The 18711-nt window shown below is 66.8% G+C and carries 19 protein-coding genes and 1 tRNA gene; 5 read left to right on the top strand and 15 right to left on the bottom strand.

What is annotated here, in order from left to right; all coding sequences use genetic code 11:
- Positions 1–179: 179 nt before the first annotated feature.
- Positions 180–830 carry a peptide-methionine (S)-S-oxide reductase MsrA gene (gene msrA / locus K8M09_RS18935; protein ID WP_160787275.1) on the bottom strand — a complete coding sequence of 217 codons (651 nt, stop codon included), beginning with the start codon at positions 828–830 and terminating at the stop codon, positions 180–182.
- A gap of 24 nt (positions 831–854) precedes the next feature.
- The gene (locus K8M09_RS18930) at positions 855–1169 is read right to left on the bottom strand and encodes a hypothetical protein (RefSeq protein ID WP_160787346.1); all 315 of its coding nucleotides are present in this window, start codon (positions 1167–1169) and stop codon (positions 855–857) included.
- 233 nt (positions 1170–1402) lie between these two features.
- On the opposite strand from K8M09_RS18930, the gene K8M09_RS18925 reads away from it, so the two are divergent.
- Positions 1403–1492 (top strand) — tRNA-Ser (locus tag K8M09_RS18925).
- 113 nt (positions 1493–1605) lie between these two features.
- Here K8M09_RS18925 and lhpI read toward each other — a convergent pair.
- The 7 genes from lhpI to K8M09_RS18890 form a co-directional block, all read right to left on the bottom strand.
- Positions 1606–3288, bottom strand: coding sequence for a cis-3-hydroxy-L-proline dehydratase (gene lhpI / locus K8M09_RS18920; RefSeq protein ID WP_160787274.1), 1683 nt, complete (start codon positions 3286–3288; stop codon positions 1606–1608).
- Positions 3289–3298: 10 nt separating this feature from the next.
- Positions 3299–4549 carry an NAD(P)/FAD-dependent oxidoreductase gene (locus K8M09_RS18915; RefSeq protein WP_160787273.1) on the bottom strand — a complete coding sequence of 417 codons (1251 nt, stop codon included), beginning with the start codon at positions 4547–4549 and terminating at the stop codon, positions 3299–3301.
- Between the two features lie 7 nt (positions 4550–4556).
- Entirely contained in the window at positions 4557–5279 is a 723-nt protein-coding gene (locus K8M09_RS18910) for an amino acid ABC transporter ATP-binding protein (protein WP_160787272.1), read from the bottom strand.
- On the bottom strand, positions 5272–5922 hold the full coding sequence (locus tag K8M09_RS18905; RefSeq protein ID WP_160787271.1) for an amino acid ABC transporter permease: 651 nt from the start codon (positions 5920–5922) through the stop codon (positions 5272–5274). The genes K8M09_RS18910 and K8M09_RS18905 overlap by 8 nt, the downstream gene beginning before the upstream one ends.
- 12 nt (positions 5923–5934) lie before the next feature.
- A complete protein-coding gene (locus K8M09_RS18900; protein ID WP_160787270.1) occupies positions 5935–6600 on the bottom strand; it encodes an amino acid ABC transporter permease in 666 nt (221 codons plus the stop codon).
- Positions 6601–6669: 69 nt separating this feature from the next.
- Complete coding sequence (locus tag K8M09_RS18895) at positions 6670–7479, bottom strand: ABC transporter substrate-binding protein (RefSeq protein WP_160787269.1); 810 nt, start codon at positions 7477–7479, stop codon at positions 6670–6672.
- 179 nt (positions 7480–7658) lie between these two features.
- Entirely contained in the window at positions 7659–9176 is a 1518-nt protein-coding gene (locus K8M09_RS18890; RefSeq protein ID WP_160787268.1) for an aldehyde dehydrogenase (NADP(+)), read from the bottom strand.
- A 146-nt stretch (positions 9177–9322) separates the two neighbouring features.
- On the opposite strand from K8M09_RS18890, the gene K8M09_RS18885 reads away from it, so the two are divergent.
- Complete coding sequence (locus tag K8M09_RS18885) at positions 9323–10360, top strand: Ldh family oxidoreductase (protein WP_160787267.1); 1038 nt, start codon at positions 9323–9325, stop codon at positions 10358–10360.
- A 203-nt stretch (positions 10361–10563) separates the two neighbouring features.
- Here the strand turns inward: K8M09_RS18885 and K8M09_RS18880 are convergent, their stop codons facing one another.
- From K8M09_RS18880 to K8M09_RS18870, 3 genes are all read right to left on the bottom strand, one after another.
- On the bottom strand, positions 10564–11526 hold the full coding sequence (locus K8M09_RS18880; protein WP_160787266.1) for a dihydrodipicolinate synthase family protein: 963 nt from the start codon (positions 11524–11526) through the stop codon (positions 10564–10566).
- A gap of 122 nt (positions 11527–11648) precedes the next feature.
- Positions 11649–12353: a GntR family transcriptional regulator gene (locus K8M09_RS18875; RefSeq protein ID WP_160787265.1), complete on the bottom strand. Its 705-nt coding sequence runs from the start codon at positions 12351–12353 to the stop codon at positions 11649–11651.
- A 135-nt stretch (positions 12354–12488) separates the two neighbouring features.
- Positions 12489–13154, bottom strand: a complete 666-nt coding sequence (locus K8M09_RS18870; protein ID WP_160787345.1) for a GntR family transcriptional regulator — start codon at positions 13152–13154, stop codon at positions 12489–12491.
- A 189-nt stretch (positions 13155–13343) separates the two neighbouring features.
- Between K8M09_RS18870 and K8M09_RS18865 the strand changes: the two genes are divergently transcribed.
- The 3 genes from K8M09_RS18865 (at position 13344) to K8M09_RS18855 (ending at position 16431) form a co-directional block, all read left to right on the top strand.
- Positions 13344–14375, top strand: coding sequence for a trans-3-hydroxy-L-proline dehydratase (locus tag K8M09_RS18865; protein ID WP_160787264.1), 1032 nt, complete (start codon positions 13344–13346; stop codon positions 14373–14375).
- A gap of 107 nt (positions 14376–14482) precedes the next feature.
- Positions 14483–15160 (top strand): FadR/GntR family transcriptional regulator, encoded by a 678-nt coding sequence (locus tag K8M09_RS18860; RefSeq protein WP_160787263.1) that lies wholly within the window; start codon positions 14483–14485, stop codon positions 15158–15160.
- Complete coding sequence (locus K8M09_RS18855) at positions 15157–16431, top strand: CynX/NimT family MFS transporter (RefSeq protein WP_160787262.1); 1275 nt, start codon at positions 15157–15159, stop codon at positions 16429–16431. The genes K8M09_RS18860 and K8M09_RS18855 overlap by 4 nt, the downstream gene beginning before the upstream one ends.
- On the opposite strand, the gene K8M09_RS18850 is transcribed toward K8M09_RS18855, so the two are convergent.
- From K8M09_RS18850 to K8M09_RS18840, 3 genes are all read right to left on the bottom strand, one after another.
- Complete coding sequence (locus K8M09_RS18850) at positions 16395–17087, bottom strand: 5-formyltetrahydrofolate cyclo-ligase (protein WP_160787261.1); 693 nt, start codon at positions 17085–17087, stop codon at positions 16395–16397. The two genes, K8M09_RS18855 and K8M09_RS18850, sit on opposite strands and share 37 nt — an antisense overlap.
- A 20-nt stretch (positions 17088–17107) precedes the next feature.
- Positions 17108–18274, bottom strand: coding sequence for a cystathionine gamma-synthase (gene metB, locus K8M09_RS18845; RefSeq protein ID WP_160787260.1), 1167 nt, complete (start codon positions 18272–18274; stop codon positions 17108–17110).
- Positions 18275–18361: 87 nt separating this feature from the next.
- Entirely contained in the window at positions 18362–18709 is a 348-nt protein-coding gene (locus tag K8M09_RS18840) for a DUF488 domain-containing protein (protein ID WP_160787259.1), read from the bottom strand.
- Positions 18710–18711 lie beyond the last annotated feature (2 nt).

Here is an 18711-nt window from a genome sequence, read left to right as displayed (position 1 = left end):
TGCTGAGGCGCGCGACGGAGCCACCGACCCTTTCCCTTGGGTCAGGCTGGCGGCATCCTTGCATGCCGCCGGGAAAAATTCACCAGAAATTTTTCGGCTGGTAAAAAATAGGAACCGCCGCCGACGAAGAGAACGAAGCACGTTCGCGGCGGATCCAGCCTGTTGAAAACAAAGGCCGTTCAGCCGATGGCGCAGGAAACGCCCGTGCCGCGCAGACCGCAATAGCCGCCCGGATTCTTGGCGAGATACTGCTGGTGCGCGTCCTCGGCGAAATAGAACGGACCGGCCTTGCCGATCTCGGTGGTGATGCGGTCCGTCCGCCCCGCCGCCTTGAGCGCGGCCTGATAGATATCGCGCGCCTGCCGGGCGACCTGAAGGTCCGCCTCGTCGTCCAGATAGATCGCCGAACGATAGGTGGTGCCGATATCGTTGCCCTGGCGCATGCCCTGCGTCGGATCGTGCGCCTCGAAGAAGGCCTTCAGCAGGGTCTCCAGCGAGACCGTGGCGGGATCGTAGACGACGAGCACGACTTCGGTATGCCCCGTCAGCCCCGTCGTCGTCTCGTGATAGGTCGGGTTCGGCGTGAAGCCGCCGGAATAGCCGGATGCCGTCACCCATACGCCCGGGATGTTCCACAGCAGCCGCTCGGCGCCCCAGAAGCAGCCCATGCCGAGCAGCACAGACTTGAAGCCCGCGGGATAGGGCCCCTTCAGCGGGTTGCCGTTGACGAAATGCGTCCCGGAGGTCGCAATGGGTTCGGCGCGGCCGGGCAGAGCGGCCTCCGGCGCCGGCATGACGGTCTTCTTGTTGAACATGTCGATGAGGAACATCCAGGTCTCCCGCGGGGATTGGTTTCAAGCGGTGAAGCGGCCCGCGACGGGCGGGCGCCTGTAGGCGATCATCCAGAAGAACAGCGAAACGGCGAGCAGCACCGCGAAGGCGGGCTGGGACAGCACCCAGAGCGCCGCCGGATCCCAGGCATAGGGGAACTTGCGCATGATGCCGTCGGCAACGAGCGCGATCGTCTCGGGACTTGCCGTGCTCCAGGCGACAGCGAGCGGCGTCAGCACCGGCTCGGAGGCCGAGACCGACTGGATCGCATCGATCGTGCCCGCCATGACCGCCACGACGAGGGCGAAGAGACTGATCGCCTTCAGGATGAACCGTATCATCGCACCCTCCCGGTGCCGCCTGGAGGCCGATTTCGGCCCCGCTTCCTTGCCGCCTATAGATAAGAAGACGGCCGGCCTTGCGCAATCCTTCGCTCCATACGGCATATCCTTCAAAAATCTGTCAGAAAGCGGTTGATCCTGCGCGAAACCTCGGTATATATCGCGCCGTCTCGCCGGAATGGAAACAGGAAAGCGACCCGCGCCGGACTGACCACCGGCAGCGAGCGGACGGACAGGTGGCCGAGTGGTTGAAGGCGCACGCCTGGAACGCGTGTATAGGGGAAACTCTATCGAGGGTTCGAATCCCTCTCTGTCCGCCATCCCTCCCCTTAAGCGACAGCCATGACATTTCCCGCCCGGCAACGCCGACGCCTTGAAGCGTTCGGCGATAGCGCGGTGCGCGATCCTATGCGTGCAATTCCCGCTGAACCGATCAGGCAAGCCAGGGCGGCAGGCGGGGCGGGACGCGGCCGGTCAGCGCGGCCTCGATGCAATCGGCAAGATTGCCGAAGCGCACGGTGCGGCCGGAAAGGCCCGGGCCGTAATGGGCATATTTGCCGGAATTGGTGATGAGCGTGCGCGTCTTCGGCGGGAAGACCGGCTCGGAGATCGAGCACCAGCACAGATCCGGCAGGACCTCGACGCCGCTTGCCCTGAGGCGCGCGAGCACGTCGCCCGCCTCCGCCATGACATCGCGGCCCGCCGTGACGATCACGGAAACGCCCGCATGCCGCTTGCGCTCGCCGAGGGCATCGGCGAGCGCCCGGCATTCGGAGGCCGAGGCGTGCGGGCTGCCGATGGCGACCAGCTCCACCTCTTCCGGCCCCTCGTTGAACATCGTCCAGACCTCGACCATGTCGGCACGGGTGATGGTGGCACGGTCGGCATCGGCGGCGGCCGCGCCCTCCGCCTCGGGCGTCACGCCCTCGATATGCAGCATCGGCGCGGCGGAGGTGGTGCCGAAGGCGGCGCAGAGGGCCTTCAGGTCGTCGCGCGTCGGCTTGGCGGCGGCAAGGCCGGTGAGCAGCGGGATGCGGTCGGGCGCGGCGCGGCCGGCGAGATAGCCGACGAGCGGCCAGAAGGCGTCGTCCACATTTTTCGGCAGGGCGACGTCGATGACGCGCTTTGCCTTGCGGTGCTCCTCCAGATAGACGCCCGAGAGCGGCGCGCGGCCGGTGAGCGCGATGCAGAGATCGAGGAAATCGGGGTGCTTGGCCGTGCGCGCGCCGAGCACGGTATTGGCGAAGATCACGGCGTTGGATTCCGCCCAGGCGATGGCCTCGCCGGTTTTTGGCGCGCTATCGAGGAGATAGGGCGAACAGGTGAAGGTCGGGCGGCAGCCCATGCGCACATAGGCATCGGCGAGGCGGGCGGCCGGATCGCCGAAATCGTGCGGTACGCCCTGCTTTTCCCAGTTCGCCCGGTCGACGGAAATGGCGTTCATCGTGGTCGGCACGCGCACCTTCGCACCCATGTCGGCCATCTTCTCCGCGAAGGTGAGATTGGCGGGGCTGGCATAGATGCAGCCGTCGATATGGCCCTGCACCACGTCGACCAGCTTCGTCGCGCCCTGCTGCGCGGCCATGGCGGCGGTGATGCGCAAGGCAAGCTGCACGGCGACGCCGTCGCGGCCATCCAGCATGGCGCGGTCGTCTTCGGTAAGGTCGAGCGCGGCGGTGGCCGGCGGGGCGACGGGGATGATGAGGCCGTCCGCCTCGATGCTCGTCTCGCCGATCCTGGCCGTCTTGGCGCGACAGAGCGCGTCAAAGGCGTCATGCGACAGGCGCAGCACCGGCAGGGACTTGCCGAACATTTCCGCGGCGATCAGCGCGCCGAGCGTCAGCACGTCCTCGGCCTCGCTGAAGATCAGCGCGGCGGGCGCGCGACCGGTCAGCGCGAGGTCGAGCAGCACGCCGGAGCCGGTGCAGGAACCGCGGCTCGACGGCATCATCAGGATGCCGCCGGTGATCGTCTTGCCGTGCAGCGGGTGATGCACGTCGATGACCCGGCCCGTCGCCGGATCGACGCCGCCCCAGAAGCTCAGCGCCTCCCCTGCCGCGATGATCGGGCCGGAGGCTGTTCTGGCAAGAATGCTGCGGGCGGAAAGGCTGGCCATGGAACGATCCCTAGAAGCGTTGCGGCGAGAAGGAGGCGATATCGATCGCCGTCCTGCCATCGGTGAGGAGGTCGGCGACAAGGCGGGCCGTGCCGGCCGACTGGGTGAGGCCGAGATGGCCGTGGCCGAAGGCGTAGACGGCATTCGGCGTTGCGCGGGCGGGCCCGATGGCCGGCAGGCTGTCCGGCAGCGAGGGGCGGAAGCCCATCCACTGCACGCCGCCCTCGGGCTTCAGGCCCGGCAGGAAGCGCCTCGCCTTTTCCAGCATGGCTTCCGACCGGCGGAAGTTCGGCGGTAGCTTCAGTCCGCCAAGCTCCACCGCGCCGCCAACGCGGATGCCGGTCGAAAGCCGGGTGACGACGAAGCCGTGGCCGCCGAAAGTGACCTGCGTGCGCAGGTCGAAGGCGTCGGCCGGCAGCGTCGTGTTGTAGCCGCGCTCGGTTTCGAGCGGGATGGTTTCGCCGAGCGAACGGGCGACCTGATGCGAGAAGGCGCCGGCGGCGAGCACCACCTTGCGTGCCCTCACCGTCCTGCCGTCCGTGATGCGGATTTCCACGCCGCCTTCGACGGGGTGCAGGCTGGAAACCTCGGCGCGCTCGATCCTGCCGCCCCTGGCGCGGAAATGATCGGCCAGCGCCAGCGTATAGAGCTTGGGGTCGGCGATGGAATACCAGCCGGGCGTGAAGGTGCCATGGGTGAAGCGCGGCGCAAGGCCGGGCTGGATCGCCGCCATCTCGTCCGCGCCCATATGGCGGAATTCGATGCCGTGCTCCGCGCGCGCCTTCCAGCCGGGCAGCGAGGCGTTCAGCTCGGCCTGGCTTTCATAGACCTGCAGATTGCCTTCCTTGCGCAGCATGGAGAGCGTGCCGGTCTCGGCCAGGAACGGCTCCAGCTCGGCCTTGGAAAGGTCCATCAGCGCGGTCTGCGCGGTGGTGGAATGGGCGACACGGGCGGCCGAGCAGGCGCGCCAGAAACGGAACATCCACGGCGCGATCTGCAAGGCATAGGACGGCGGCACGGAGAGCGGCCCGAGCGGGTCGAGCAGCCATTTCGGCGCTTTCTTCAGAATGCCGGGCGAGGCGAGCGGCAGGATGTCGGTGAAGGCGAACGCCCCGGCATTTCCGGCCGAAGCGCCGGCCGCCGGCTCCTCCCGTTCGAGGACGGTGACGGCAAGGCCCCGGGCCTGCGCGGCGATGGCGGCGGAAAGGCCGACCACGCCGGCGCCGATGACGACGACGCCGGGCTCGATTTCAGTCTGCATTTTTGCCTCAGTGGGTAGCGGCGAGGAACGCCTGCAATTCCGGATTCTTGGGCGCGCCGAAGAGTTCCTCCGGCGGAGCGATCTCGGCCATCACGCCCTTGTGGAAGAAGGCGACGCGATCGGAGACTTCGCGGGCGAACTTCATTTCGTGCGTGACGCAGATCATCGTCATGCCCTCGGAAGCCAGCATGCGCAGCGTGTCGAGCACTTCGCCGACGAGCTGCGGATCGAGCGCCGAGGTCACTTCGTCGAACAGCATATAGGCCGGCGACATGGCGAGCGCGCGGGCGATCGCCATGCGCTGCTGCTGGCCGCCGGACATGCGGCTCGGATAGACCTTGAGCTTGTCGCCGAGGCCGACATGGGTGAGCTGCTTGACGGCCATCGCCTCGGCTTCGGCCTTGGACTGGCCGAGCACCTTGACCGGGGCCAGCATGACGTTTTCCAGCACGGTGAGGTGCGGGAAGGCGTTGAACTGCTGGAACACGATGCCGAGCTTGCGGCGCAGCTTGTTGAGGTCGGTGCCCTTGGCGTGAACATCGGTGCCGTCGACGACGATGCGACCGGCGTCGATGGTCTCCAGACCGTTGATGCAGGTCAGCAGCGTCGACTTGCCCGAGCCGGAGCCGCCGATGATGGTCAACACCTCGCCCTTCTGGACGGTAAGGTTGATCCCCTTGAGGACTTCGAGCGAGCCGAAGGATTTGCGGACGTTTTCGATCTCAATCATTGGACCACCGTCTTTCGAGGTAACCGCCGAGCCGGGCGATGGGGAAGCTGATGATGAAGTAGATGGCGCCGCAGATCAGCAGGATGAACAGCGGTTCCTGAAGGCGCGTGACGAGAATCTGCGAGGCGCGCAGAAGCTCGATGAGGCCGAGCCAGAGCACGAGGGCGGAGTCCTTCATGACGCCGAGCGTCAGGCCGATCCAGGCGGGCAGCGAGACACGGGTGGCGAGCGGGGCCACGATGTAGCGCATGTCCTGCCACCAGGTCATACCGAGCGAGCGGGCCGCGCGGCGCGTGGTCGGCGGAACGGAGGCGATGCCGCCGCGTACGATTTCCGTGCAATAGGCCGCCGTATAGAGCGACAGCACCACGCAGGAGGTGGTGAAGGGTGCCCAGCCGAGCTTGAGGATCGATTGCAGCGCATTGCCGAGCACGAGCTGGATGAGCAGCGGCACGGAGCGGAAGATATCGAGCAGGAAGGTCAGCGGCAGCGACCAGTAGGTGCCGGCCTGATTGCGGATGACGCCGAAGATGACGCCGAGCACGGTGCCCGCGATGACGGAGACGGCGGTGACGGCAAGCGTCATGGCCGCGCCCTGCGCGAGGAAGCCGAGATCGGCCATGGTGAGAGCGGTATCGAACATGGCTTACCCCTCTCAGTAGCGGAACATGCGCGTGGCGGCGAGGCGCGCCGCCAGCGTCACGGCCTTGGCGATCAGGTAGTAGATGATCGCCGCGAGCGCGAAGAATTCGAAGGTGCGGAACGAACGGGCGTTCAGTTCCTGGGTGATGCCGGCGAGGTCCGTGTTCATGCCGACGGTGACGCCGAGCGAGGTCATCAGGATCGCCCAGACCATCTGGTTGGTGGCCGGCAGGAAGGCGACGCGCAGCATCTGCGGTAGCACGATATAGCGGAAGGCCTGTAGCGAGGTCATGCCGAGCGAGCGGCCGGCGCGGGTCTGCGTCTCCGGGATCGCTTTCAGCGCGCCGCGGAAGTTCTCCGCAAGGTAGCCGGCATTGTTGAAGGCGATACCGACCAGAAGCGCCGTGTAGGGGCTGAGGTGGATGCCGAAATTGCCGAGGCCGAAATGGGCCATGTAGATCTGGAAGAGGGCCGGCGTGTTGCGCGCGATCTCGACCCAGGCGGTGGCGAAGCCATTGAGAATGCGGTTGCCGGACATGCGGAAGAGCGTCAGCGCCAGGGCGACCACCAGGCCGATGGCCATGGAGAGGATCGCGATCTGCAGCGTGACGAGCGCGCCCTCGAGCATCTGTGGCAGGGCCTTGAAGGCCTGGTTCCAATGGAAGGAATAACTGAACATTGCCGTCTCACCCCTCGGAAACGATCAGCGGCGCGGAAGAGACTCCCGCGCCGCCTTCAAGACGGCAGATTAGCGATAAACGCCGTCGACCGAAAGCGACGGAAGCTCGCCACCGACCCACTTCTCGTAGAGTTCCTTGTAGCGGCCGGTGCGGACCTGCTGGTTGACGAACAGGTTCAGGTAGTTGATCAGGCCGTATTCTTCGCGGTTGGTGAAGAGCGCGACATAGTCGATGTCGTAGGGCGCCTTGCCGACGACGGAGATGCCGGGGAACTTGCCGCTCTTGACGGTGGCCTGGGCGACGGTCGAGGTGGAAACCGTGGCGTCGATCTGGCCCTGGCTCAGCGCCAGGAAGACGTCGGCCTGGGTCTGGTACGGACGGAATTCACCGGCGCCGAATTCCTTCATCGTCTTTTCGAGCGCGATGGCCTCGAACGTGCCGGCGGTGGCGCCAACCGTCTTGCCCTTCATGTCCTCGAAGGACTTGATGCCCGACTTGTCATTGGCCGTGACGGCCATTTCGAAGGCGAAGTAGGGGATCGACATGCCGACCGTCTTGGCGCGTTCCAGCGTGTCGGAGGTCGAGGCGACGCCGACGTCGACGCGGCCGGACATCAGGGCCGGGATACGTTCCGGGAAGGGCGTTTCGACGATTTCGGCCGTGACGCCGAGCGCCTTGGCGAGGTCGTTGCAATAGTCGACGTCGAAGCCGATCGGGTTGTTGTTCTCGTCGCGCGCGCCCATCGGCGGGAAGTCGAGAACGACGGCGCAGCGCAGCGTGCCGGACGAGATGATGTCGTCCAGCTTGTCGGCCTTGGCCGGGCTGGTGAGGGCGGTGGCGGCAACGAGGCCGAAGGCGAGGACCGAGGTCTTCTTCATTTCTCTCTCTCCCTGGATTGATCTGGCAGTTCACGCGGGCGGAGGTCCGTCCTGCGCCGGAGCGTAAACCCGATTTTCAAAATACAAGAAATATACAAAAAGTATATCCCTGATCGATAAAATAAATGGGCCGGGCCTCCCCTGGGAAGCCCGGCCCGCTGGAAAATCAGCGGATTGAATCAGTTGAGGAAATCTTCCGGCAGCAGGCCTTCCGGCATGTTCTGGTAGGAAACCGGGCGCAGGAAGCGGCGGATCGACATCGTGCCGACGCTCGTCGCGCCGAAATTCGTCGAGGCCGGATACGGGCCGCCATGCACCATGGAATCCACGACTTCGACGCCGGTCGGGAAGCCGTTGACCAGCACGCGGCCGGCCTTGCGCTCGAGGACCGGGCGCAGGCGCTTGGCGTCTTCGAGGTCGCCGGCATCCATGTGGATGGTCGCCGTGAGCTGGCCTTCGAAGTTGCGGGCAAGCCGCTCCATCTCATCGACCGAGCCGACGCGCACGACGAGGCCGAGCGGGCCGAAGACTTCCTCCGAGAGCGCATGGTCGGCGAGGAACTGTTCGCCCGAGATCTCGAAGAGGTTCGGCAGCGCGTCGCGGCCGGCGGATTGCGTGGTGAACAGCGGCTTGACCGTGTTGCGGCTTTCGAAGCGCGCCTGACCGTCGTGATAGGCCTTGGCGATGCCGTCCGTCAGCATGGTCTGCGCGCCGACCTTGCCGAGGGCTTCGACGGCGGCGGCCGTGAAGCGGTCGGCATCCGGGCCGTCGGCCACGATGGCGATGCCCGGATTGGTGCAGAACTGGCCGGCGCCCATGGTGAGCGAGCCTGCCCAGCCCTGGCCGAGACCTTCCGCACGGGCCTTCACGGCTTCCGGCAGCAGGAACATCGGGTTGACCGAGCCGAGTTCGCCGAAGAACGGGATCGGCTCGGGACGGGCGGCGCAGAGGTTGAAGAGCGCGCGGCCACCGGCCAGCGACCCGGTGAAGCCGACGGCCTTGATCAGCGGATGCTGCACGACGGCCTCGCCGACCTGGCGATTGCCGCCCTGGATGAGCGAGAAGACGCCCGGATGCACGCCGGTCTTCTCGATGGCGGCAAGCACGGCTTCGGCGACGATCTCGCCCGTGCCGGGATGGGCCGAGTGCCCCTTGACGACGACCGGGCAGCCGGCGGCGAGCGCGGCGGCGGTGTCACCGCCGGCCGTGGAGAAGGCGAGCGGGAAGTTGGACGCGCCGAAGACGGCGACCGGGCCGATCGGCCGCTGGATCAGGCGGATTTCCTGGCGCGGCAGCGGCTGGCGCTCCGGCAGGGCCGCGTCGAAGCGGCGGTCGAGATATTCGCCCTTCTCGACATGGTCGGCGAAGAGGCGGAGCTGGCCGGTCGTGCGGCCGCGCTCGCCCTGAAGGCGCGCGACCGGCAGGCCGGTTTCCTGCGTGCCGATCTCGGTGATGGCGTCCGCGCGGGCCTCGATCTCGTCGGCGATGGCGCGCAGGAAGGCGGCGCGGGTCGCACGCGAGGAATAACCGTAGCTGAGGAAGGCTTCTTCCGCGGCTTCCGCGGCGCGGTTCACCAGTTCCACCGTGCCGACGGCGAAGGCATGCGCCGGGCCATGGGCCGGCGAGGAGGTGAAGGTGCCGTTGCCATCGAGCCATTGCCCGGCGACGAGATGTTTACCGTTGGGGGTGAAAGCCATTTGACGTACCTTTCTTGCGGAATGATGCTGGCCCGATATAGGAGTCGGCGCGGCGAATTGCACTTGTCGAAATCTTGTATACTCTATGTATGCAAATGTTCAATCGCCAACCTGCATGGGTCGGCACCAGCCTGAAGAGACGAAAGATGACGCAAACCACCACCTTGTCGATTGCCGCGCTGCACGAGCGCGTCGAAGCCATCTTCCTGAAGGCTGGCCTCAACGGCGTGCAGGCCGGCGCGCTTGCCCGCGTCATCGTCGCCGGCGAGCGGGACGCCTGCAAGTCGCACGGCATCTACCGCATCGAGGGCGCGCTGCGCACCGTCAAGGCCGGCAAGGTCAAGGCCGACGCCGTGCCGGAACTCGACAGCAACGAAGGCTCGGCCATCGTCAAGGTCAATGCCAAAGGCGGCTTCGCCAACCCGGCCTTCGAGCTTGGCGTTCCCGTGCTCGCCGAACGTGCGCGAAAACTCGGCATCGCCGCGCTCGTCATCAACGACTGCACCCATTTCTCCGCGCTCTGGCCGGAAGTCGAGGCCGTGACCAATGAAGGCCTTGCCGGTCTCGTCATGTGCCCGAGCTATGCCACCGTCGCGCCTACCGGCGGCAACAAGCCGCTGCTCGGCACCAACCCCTTCGCCTTCGGCTGGCCGCGCCCGAACGGCAGCCCTTACGTCTTCGACTTCGCCACCTCCGTCGCCGCCCGCGGCGAGATCGAGCTGCACCGCCGTGCCGGCAAGCAGCTTCCGGAAGGCTGGGCGATCGACGCCGAAGGCAACCCGACCACCGACCCGGAAGCCGCGCTCGCCGGCGCCATGCTGCCCTTCGGCGGCCACAAGGGCTCGGCCATCGGCACGATGATCGAGCTTCTGGCCGGCATCATGATCGGCGACCTGACCAGCCCTGAAGTGCTCGACTATCTCGGCACCACGACGCTCGCGCCGTTCCACGGCGAACTCATCATCGCCATGTCGCCGGAAGCCTTCGCCAAGGGCCGCCCGGGCGATCCCTTCGCCCGCGCCGAAACCCTCTTCGAAGCCATCGTCGGCCAGGGCGCACGCCTTCCCTCCCAGCGCCGTTTCGTCGCCCGCAAGACCTCCGAGACGGCCGGGGTCACGCTGACCGCCGCCGAGATGGAGCAGCTCGACCGCCTGCTGGACAAGGGCCTCGACGCGGTCTCCTGACCGCGCGCCGCCCTCTCGCCACGCACAAGAGAAAGGCCCTCCGAAAGGAGGGCCTTTTCGCTTTCCGGCCCTGCCGCGCTCCACCCGCTGTCATCCTCCCGGCCTCATGGCCGAATATGACGGAGGAAAAGGGCGGCACTCTCTCAGGAAACAAAAAAGGCCCTCCTTGCGGAGGGCTTTTCTCATTGGGAGGAACCTGAAGCTCAGGCCTTGTACTTCTGCACGGCGCCCGGCAGCTTGCTCCATTCGGCATACCAGGTGTCGAACAGCTTGAGCTGGGATTCGACATAGCCGCGCTGGCTGTCGGAGAGGGCGTCGGTTTCGTTGAAGTGCAGCGTGTATTCCTTGTCGCCCTTCAGAACCATCATGTGCTTGAAGTAGAGAACGAGGTCCGGGCCTTCGTCGAAGGACGAGAGGACGGCAAGCGCCGATTCCAGTTCCAGCGCGCGGGCGCGGGCATCCGGGTCGCCGGCGGCGGCAGCCCGTGCGAGGGCGCACATGTGCAGCACTTCCTTCGGCAGCACGCAGCCGATGCCGGTGATCGCGCCGACGGCGCCGCAATCGACGAAGCCGGTGAAGACGCAGGTGTCGACGCCGATCATCAGCGAGACGTCATCGTCGCGGCTGGTGATGTTTTCCGCGGCATAGCGCATGTCGGCGGCGCCGCCGAATTCCTTGAAGCCGACGAGGTTCTTGTGGTCCTGGCGCAGGGCGAAGAACAGGTCGGCGCGGGTGGCGAAGCCGTAATAGGGGCTGTTGTAGATGACGGCCGGCAGGTCCGGGGCAGCCGACAGGATCGCCTTGAAGTGGTTCTTCTGGGCGGCGACGACGGAGCCGCGGGACAGGACGCGAGGGATGACCATGAGGCCCTGCGCGCCGACCTTCTGGGCGTGGGCGGCGTGGGCGACGGCCGAAGCGGTGTTGACGGCGCCGGTGCCGACGATGACCGGGATGCCGGCCTTGACGAGGCGTTCGACGCCTTCCATGCGCTGTTCGTCCGTCAGAAGCGGCCAGTCACCCATGGAGCCGCAATAGACGACGGCGGACATGCCCTTGGCGATAAGCTCCTTGCCCTTGCGGACCAGCGCGTCGAAGTCCGGCGAGCGGTCGTCCTTGCAGGGGGTCATCAGGGCGGGAATGACACCGGAAAAAATCTTGGCCTTCATGTCGATCTCCTTTGGGCGGTTCTGGCGACGAGGCGGTCGGCACGATGCACGAACCCTCCCCCTCTCTCGATGATGGGTATAGCAGCTTGTATTTTATTTGTCGACAAGAAAAATACAAAAACTCAGAGCGCGATATCGAGCCTGTCGTTCCGGCTGAAAAGCTTCTGCACCTGCGCGACGATGGCTTCCGCATGGGTCTTGCCGAGCCGGTCCGCCTCCTCGATGTCGCGCGCCTCGATGGCGGCGATGATCGCGGCGTGCTCCTCCACGAAGCGCTGCGGGAACTGCTCCTCATAGGACTGGTAATAGAGCTGCAGGATACGCCGCCCCTCGTCGAGCAGCCGGCGGAACAGGCCGGTGAAATAGGGATTGCGGCCGGCCTCGGCGATGGCGGCGTGGAAGGCCGCGTTGGTGGCGATCATCGTCAGCGAATCCCGCCCCGTCAGTGCCGCCGCATAATCCTCGTGGAAACCGCGGATGATGGCGAGGTCCTCCGGCCGGTGGTTCTGCGCCGCAAGCCGCGTCGTCACCCGGTACATCAGCACCATCGCGTCGAAGAAGGTGTGAAGGTTCAGGAAGTCGATGTTCGACACCATGGTCGAGCGGTTCGGCAGGGTCTCGATCAGTCCCTCGCCGGCCAGCCGCACCAGGGCCTCGCGGATCGGCGTGCGCGACATCTTGAACCGCTCGGCAAGCTGCACCTCGTCGATCGGGCTGCCCGGCGCGAGCTTCAGGTCGAGAATCTCGTCACGCAGCAGGTCGTAGACCATCTTGACGCCGGAGCCGCGCTTGCGCTCGGGCAGGGAACTGGAATCTTTGGCCGTCATGGAAAATCCTCTTGTCGACAAAAGAAATACAATTCTCTGGCCGCGCTATCAATCGGTTAAAAAGGGCATTTTGACAAAAGCGGAGTCAAGGGGCCGCGAAGCGGCAAAAAGCAGGGCGGCAGACCCGGCCCGCAATCAGCCCCGCTGTTCCCGCAGGAAGGCCATCAGCGACTTGCCCGCGTCGAGCACATGATCGCGGGTCAGCCGCGAGGCAAGGTCCGCATCGCCCTTCTCGCAGGCGGCAAGGATCGCCTCGTGCTCGCGGCCGGCGCGCGGCACGCCGTCGGTGAAGGTGAGCTGGGCGCGCAGATAGCGGTCGATCCGGTCGAGCGAGGAGCGCACGTTCTGCAGATAGTAGGGGCGGTGCGCGGCTTCATAGAGGCTGGTGTGGAAATGGCGGTTGATCTCGCCCCAGCGATGCGGGTCCGTCTCCCGGTCGAAGGCGTCGCAATAGCGCCGCGCCCGGTCCAGCACCTCCCGGTCGAGATTGGGCACGGCAAGGCGCATCACCTCGGCCTCGATCAGCGCGCGGAACTCGAATATCTCCGCGATCTCCTCGATGGAGAGGCCCGCGACGACGGCGCCCTTGTAGCGCTGGGTGGTGATGAGGCCGTGCTGCTCCAGCCGCGACAGCGCCTCGCGCACGGGGATGCGGCTGGTGTTGAACATCTGCGCGATCTCTTCCTGCCGCAGGCTCTCGCCCTCGGCAAGCGCGCCCTCGATGATCGCCTTGCGCAGCGATTCATAGACGATGTCGGCCGCGGAAGCGGCCTGCCTGACATCGACGGCGGCAAATTTCATCACGTCCGACCCCTGAAAATGGAGCTATGGTCATAGGTGGAATCCCGCAGCGGGGCAACATGCGGCCGCCGGCGGGGCCATCGATAAAAAGCCAATTGTATATTGGATCCAATTTTTCTATGAAAGAGCCATCGCGTCGGTCGGGCCGTCCGCATCGCCGCCCTGCAACCTGAAACCGGAGGAAGCGCCATGCGCAGCAGCAAGGTCATCCATATCGTCTCCTGCCACGCCGAGGGCGAGGTGGGCGACGTCATCGTCGGCGGCGTCGCCCCGCCGCCCGGCAAGACGCTGTGGGAACAGCGCAAGTTCATCGCCGAGGACCAGACGCTACGCAACTTCGTGCTGAACGAGCCGCGCGGCGGCGTCTTCCGCCATATCAACCTGCTGGTTCCGCCGAAGGATCCGCGCGCCACGATGGGCTTCATCATCATGGAGCCGGAAGACACGCCGCCGATGTCCGGCTCCAACTCGATCTGCGTCTCCACCGTGCTGCTCGACAGCGGCATCGTGCCCATGGTCGAGCCGGAAACCCATATGGTGCTGGAAGCGCCGGGCGGCCTCGTCAATGTCGTCGCCGCCTGCCGCAACGGCAAGGCCGAGCGCATCACCGTCACCAACGTTCCCTCCTTCGCAGACAAGCTGGATGCCAAGCTTGAAGTGGAAGGCCTCGGCACGCTCACCGTCGACACCGCCTATGGCGGCGACAGCTTCGTCTTCGCCGACGCCCGCGCGCTCGGCTTCGCCGTGACGCCGGACGAGGCGCGGGAACTGGCCGAGACCGGCATCCGCATCACCAGGGCGGCCAACGAGCAGCTCGGCTTCACCCATCCGGAAAACCCGGAATGGAACCACATCTCCTTCTGCCAACTCACCCTGCCGGTCGAGGAGCGCGACGGCGCGCTGCACGGCCGCAACACGGTGGTCATCCAGCCCGCCAAGCTCGACCGCTCGCCCACCGGCACCGGCTGCTCGGCGCGCATGGCGGTGCTGCATGCCCGCGGCCAGATCAAGGTCGGCCAGGCCTTCTCCGGCTATTCGATCCTCGATTCGCGCTTCGACTGCCGCATCGTCGGGGAAACGACCGTGGGCGGCCGCCCGGCCATCATCCCGGAAATCTCCGGCCGCGCCTGGATCACCGGCACCAGCCAGGTCATGCTCGATCCGTCCGACCCATGGCCGGCCGGCTACCGCCTCGCCGACACCTGGCCGCGCAAGCAGTAACGACCCATCCCGGCGGCGCACAAACGCCGCCGGGCAGCGGAAAGGGCTTTGACCTTTCTCCGAAAAGACGATAGTCACCAAGTCATCCGATGACTTGGTGACTATCCATGCATTCCCTCAGCAAGACCAATCTCGCCGATACCGCCGCGGAGACGATCCGCGCCGAAATCCTCGCCCGTCGCTGGACGATCGGCGAAAAGCTGCCGAACGAGGCGACGCTTTCGGCCATGCTCTCCGTCAGCCGCGGCACCGTGCGCGAGGCGGTGCGCGTCCTCGTCTCGCAGGGCATCCTCGAGACGCGGCAGGGGTCCGGCACCTATGTGCTCTCCACCGCCGACACCACGCGCCCCCTCACCATGGCCCGCCGCGCCGGGCTGCGCGACCAGTTCGAGGCCCGCCTTGCGCTCGATGCGGAGGCGGCGCGGCTTGCGGCGCTGCGCCGGACGCCGGCTGTGATTGCCGGCCTGCGCGCGCTTCTTGCCGAGCGCGGCAATTACGAGGGCGGCGACAAGGCGGCCTTCATCGCCCGCGACCTCGCCTTCCATCAGGCCGTGATCGCCGCCTCGCAGAATGCCGTGCTCATCGGCATGTACGATTTCTTCTCCACGCTAATCGCCGAGACCATCGAGGCGAGCCTGCGCGAAGACCTGCCCGAACCCGACATGGCCGCCCATGCCGCCATCGTCGACGCCATCGAAAGCGGCGATCCCGACACGGCGGATGCCGCCGTGCGCCGCTTCATGGCGCCCGTCCTTTCCACCCTCGACCGATTGCTTCTTTCATGACCCATCCCCTCCCCGACGATCCCGGCTCCATCGACCTGATCGACGCCGAGGCCGACAGCGTGCCCGCACCCGAGCCGCACCGGCCGAAGGGCTTCGCGCGCTTCCTGCTCGGCGCCAGCCTCGTGCTCATCGCCTTCAACCTGCGCCCCGTCTTTTCCAGCGCCTCGGCGCTGCTGCCGGAAATCCGCGACGTGCTCGGCCTCTCGCCCACCGGGGCGAGCCTGCTGACCACGCTTCCCGTGGTCTGCCTCGGCCTGTTCTCGCCGCTCGCGCCGCGTCTTGCCCAGCGCATCGGCACCGAGCGCACGCTGCTCGCCGTCGTCTTCCTGCTGGCGCTCGGCACGGCGCTGCGCGGCCTCTCCTCCATTCCGCTGCTCTTCCTCGGCACGGCGCTGGCGGGCGCCAGCATCGCGGTCGGCAATGTGCTGCTGCCCGGCCTCGTCAAGCGCGACTTCCCGGACAAGGCGGCGATGATGACCGGCTTCTACACGATGGCGCTCTGCGCCGGCGCGGCCAGCGCCGCCGGGCTGACGCTGCCCGTCGAACATGCGCTGGGCGGCTCGCTCGACGGGGCGCTGGCGATCTGGGCGCTGCCCACCCTTCTCGTCGGCCTGCTCTGGCTGCCGCAGGTCCTTGCCACCCGCTCGCAGGTGAAGCGCGTCGGCTTCCGCGTGGAGGGCCTGTGGCGCGACCGGCTCGCCTGGCACGTCACGCTCTTCATGGGCCTGCAATCGGCGCTCGCCTATTGCGTCTTCGGCTGGCTGGTGCCGATCCTGCGCGAACGCGGGCTGGACGGCGTGACAGCCGGGGCCATCGTCTCCGTCTCGGTCATGGTGCAGGCGGCGTCCTGCCTCGTCGCGCCGCATCTTGCCGTGCGCGGCAGGGACCAGCGGCTGATCAACGTCACGCTCTGCGGCTTCGCCGTCGTCGCCCTTCTCGGCCTGCTCTTCGCCCCGCTCTCGACCGTGTGGTTCTGGGCCGTGCTGCAGGGCATCGGCCAGGGCGGGCTGATCGCCGTGGCGATGACCGTCATCGTGCTGCGCACGCGCGATCCGCACATGGCGGCGCATCTTTCCGGCATGGCGCAATGCGTCGGCTACCTGCTCGCCGCCATCGGCCCGCTGGTCGTCGGCCTCATTCGCGGCTGGACGGGAAGCTTCGCCTGGAGCGCCGTGCTGATCGTGCTGCTCGGCCTCGGGGCCGCCATCAATGGCTGGTTCGCCGGAAAGGCGCTCTACGTCAACGCGCGCACCGTGGAAACGTCCGCCTGAGGGCGGACGGTGCCGGCTTCCGTGACGATCAGATCCATCGGGATATCGTGCGCCTGCGGATGGATCGTGGCGAGCCTCGCCATGCTGTAGCCGATGCCGATGACGCGCGGCCTTGCCGGCAGGGCGGCGAGTGTGCGGTCGAAGAACCCGCCGCCATAGCCGAGCCGGTAGCAGGCCGGATCGTAGCCGACGACCGGCGAGATGACGATATCCGGCATGCATGGCCGCCGCTCCGCCGGGATCGGGATGTTCCAGACGCCGCGCGACAGCGCCTCCCCCGTCTGCCAGAGATGGAATTCCAGCGGTTGCCCCTTCTCGACCACGACCGGCAGGGCGGTGCGCCCGCCCCGCGCGGCGACCTCTTCCATGAAGGGGCGGAAATCCGGCTCGCCGCGAAACGGCCAGTAGGCGCTGACGATGAGGCCCGAGACATCGCCAATTTCCGCGAGCACGCCCGCCGCGATGATCTCGCCCCAGCCAGCCCGCACATCCGCCGGCACGGCGAGGCGCTCGGCGATCAACCGCTCCCGCTCGGCCTTGCGCCAGCGGTTCACATCCGCCCAGGCCATGGATGCGGAAAGGCCGGAATAGGCCGGGTCTATCTCGTGCAGGAAACAGGCGGGGGAAGCGAAATCGTTTGTCTCGTCGTCGGCCATCGCACCCTCCCCGGTCGGCTTCAGCAGGCCGAAAGCCCCGTTTCCAGCCCGGCCAGAAGATCATCGACATGTTCCAGCCCGATGGAAAGCCGCAGCAGGCCGTCGCCGATGCCGGCCCGGGCGCGCGCCTCCGGCCCCATATCGACATGGGTCATGGTCGCAGGATGGGCGACGAGGCTTTCGACCCCGCCGAGCGATTCAGCGAGCGTGATGACCTTGACCGCCCGCACGAAGCGCTGCACCGCCTCCACGCCGCCGGCAAGCTCGAAGCTCATCATGGCGCCGAAACCCTGCTGCTGACGCCGGGCAAGCGCATGGTCCGGGTGGTCGGCAAGGCCGGGATAATGCACGCGGGCGACGGCGGGATGGGCGACGAGCCGTTCGGCAATCGCCATGGCGTTCCTCTCCTGCCCGGCCATGCGGGCAAAGAGGGTTCGAAGGCCGCGCAGCGTCAGCCAGGAGTCAAAGGGAGCGGCGATGGCCCCCGTCACATTCGCCCAGTGGCGCAGCGCGCGGGCCTCGCCTCCATCGGCGGCGATCACCGCCCCGGCGATGACGTCCGAATGGCCGTTCAGGAATTTCGTCGTCGAATGCAGCACATAGTCCGCGCCGAGGGACAGCGGCTTCTGCAAGGCCGGCGACAGGAAGGTGTTGTCGACGACGACGCGCGCGCCAGCCGCCCGCGAAAGCGCGGACAGCGCCGCGATATCGACGATCCGCATCAGCGGATTGCTCGGCGTCTCGATCAGCACCAGCGCCGGCTTGCCGGCAAGCTGCACCGTAAACGCCGCGTGGTCCGACTGGTCCACCAGCGCGAGACGGAGCTGGCCCAGCCCGGCGCGCGCTTTCAGGAGCCGCATCGTGCCGCCGTAACAATCGTGCGGCGCGAGAACGAGGCTGCCGACGGGCAGCCGGGTCAGGAGAATATCCACCGCCGCCATGCCACTCGGCGTCAGCACCGCGCCGGCCCCGCCCTCCAGCTTTGTGATCGCCTCGGCCAGCAGATCCCGCGTCGGGTTGCCGACACGGCCGTAGTCATAGGCGCGCGGCGTATCGAAATCGGCGAACTGATAGGTGCTGGACAGATAGAGCGGCGGCGCGATCGCGCCGAAGGCGGTATCGCTCGCCACGCCATGCGCCGCGGCAACGGTTTCCGGTTGAACTTCATTCGTCGTTCGCTCGGTCATCGATGCCACTCCTCTGTCGGTCGGATGAAAATTAACGGGGGCGGCTGCCCCTGACAAATGAATTCTACCGCTGGAGACCGCACGGTCTCAGGCCTTCTCCGCCAGGAAATCGGCGAGCACGGCGGCATGGTTGAATTCGCGGTTGCGCGACCCGTAGAGCAACGTCACCTTGCCGGCCGCGATGCGCGCGCGAAGCGCCTCGACCGCCGGATTGTCCTGCAGCTCGGCGCGATAGCGTTCCTTGAACTCGTCCCAGCGCTCCGGCCGATGGTCGAACCACTTGCGCAGTTCGGAGGTCGGCGCGACCTCCTTCATCCACTCGTCGAACGCCGCCTTTTCCTTCGATATCCCGCGCGGCCAGAGCCGGTCGACAAGGATGCGCTCGCCGTCGTCCGCCGCCGGCTCGTCATAGACGCGCTTGATCCTGACGGACATGA

The organism is Shinella zoogloeoides (assembly GCF_020883495.1).
GTDB lineage: Bacteria > Pseudomonadota > Alphaproteobacteria > Rhizobiales > Rhizobiaceae > Shinella > Shinella zoogloeoides.
Note: the sequence above shows the minus strand (reverse complement) of the source record. Positions and strands in the feature narration are given on the sequence as shown.

Bases quoted from the DNA above. Each gene is read 5' to 3' on its own strand.
- msrA (WP_160787275.1), bottom strand. From the start codon at position 830: ATGTTCCTCATCGACATGTTCAACAAGAAGACCGTCATGCCGGCGCCG.
- lhpI (WP_160787274.1), bottom strand. From the start codon at position 3,288: ATGGCCAGCCTTTCCGCCCGCAGCATTCTTGCCAGAACAGCCTCCGGC.
- K8M09_RS18915 (WP_160787273.1), bottom strand. From the start codon at position 4,549: ATGCAGACTGAAATCGAGCCCGGCGTCGTCGTCATCGGCGCCGGCGTG.
- K8M09_RS18910 (WP_160787272.1), bottom strand. From the start codon at position 5,279: ATGATTGAGATCGAAAACGTCCGCAAATCCTTCGGCTCGCTCGAAGTC.
- K8M09_RS18905 (WP_160787271.1), bottom strand. From the start codon at position 5,922: ATGTTCGATACCGCTCTCACCATGGCCGATCTCGGCTTCCTCGCGCAG.
- K8M09_RS18900 (WP_160787270.1), bottom strand. From the start codon at position 6,600: ATGTTCAGTTATTCCTTCCATTGGAACCAGGCCTTCAAGGCCCTGCCA.
- K8M09_RS18895 (WP_160787269.1), bottom strand. From the start codon at position 7,479: ATGAAGAAGACCTCGGTCCTCGCCTTCGGCCTCGTTGCCGCCACCGCC.
- K8M09_RS18890 (WP_160787268.1), bottom strand. From the start codon at position 9,176: ATGGCTTTCACCCCCAACGGTAAACATCTCGTCGCCGGGCAATGGCTC.
- K8M09_RS18885 (WP_160787267.1), top strand. From the start codon at position 9,323: ATGACGCAAACCACCACCTTGTCGATTGCCGCGCTGCACGAGCGCGTC.
- K8M09_RS18880 (WP_160787266.1), bottom strand. From the start codon at position 11,526: ATGAAGGCCAAGATTTTTTCCGGTGTCATTCCCGCCCTGATGACCCCC.
- K8M09_RS18875 (WP_160787265.1), bottom strand. From the start codon at position 12,353: ATGACGGCCAAAGATTCCAGTTCCCTGCCCGAGCGCAAGCGCGGCTCC.
- K8M09_RS18870 (WP_160787345.1), bottom strand. From the start codon at position 13,154: ATGAAATTTGCCGCCGTCGATGTCAGGCAGGCCGCTTCCGCGGCCGAC.
- K8M09_RS18865 (WP_160787264.1), top strand. From the start codon at position 13,344: ATGCGCAGCAGCAAGGTCATCCATATCGTCTCCTGCCACGCCGAGGGC.
- K8M09_RS18860 (WP_160787263.1), top strand. From the start codon at position 14,483: ATGCATTCCCTCAGCAAGACCAATCTCGCCGATACCGCCGCGGAGACG.
- K8M09_RS18855 (WP_160787262.1), top strand. From the start codon at position 15,157: ATGACCCATCCCCTCCCCGACGATCCCGGCTCCATCGACCTGATCGAC.
- K8M09_RS18850 (WP_160787261.1), bottom strand. From the start codon at position 17,087: ATGGCCGACGACGAGACAAACGATTTCGCTTCCCCCGCCTGTTTCCTG.
- metB (WP_160787260.1), bottom strand. From the start codon at position 18,274: ATGACCGAGCGAACGACGAATGAAGTTCAACCGGAAACCGTTGCCGCG.
- K8M09_RS18840 (WP_160787259.1), bottom strand. From the start codon at position 18,709: ATGTCCGTCAGGATCAAGCGCGTCTATGACGAGCCGGCGGCGGACGAC.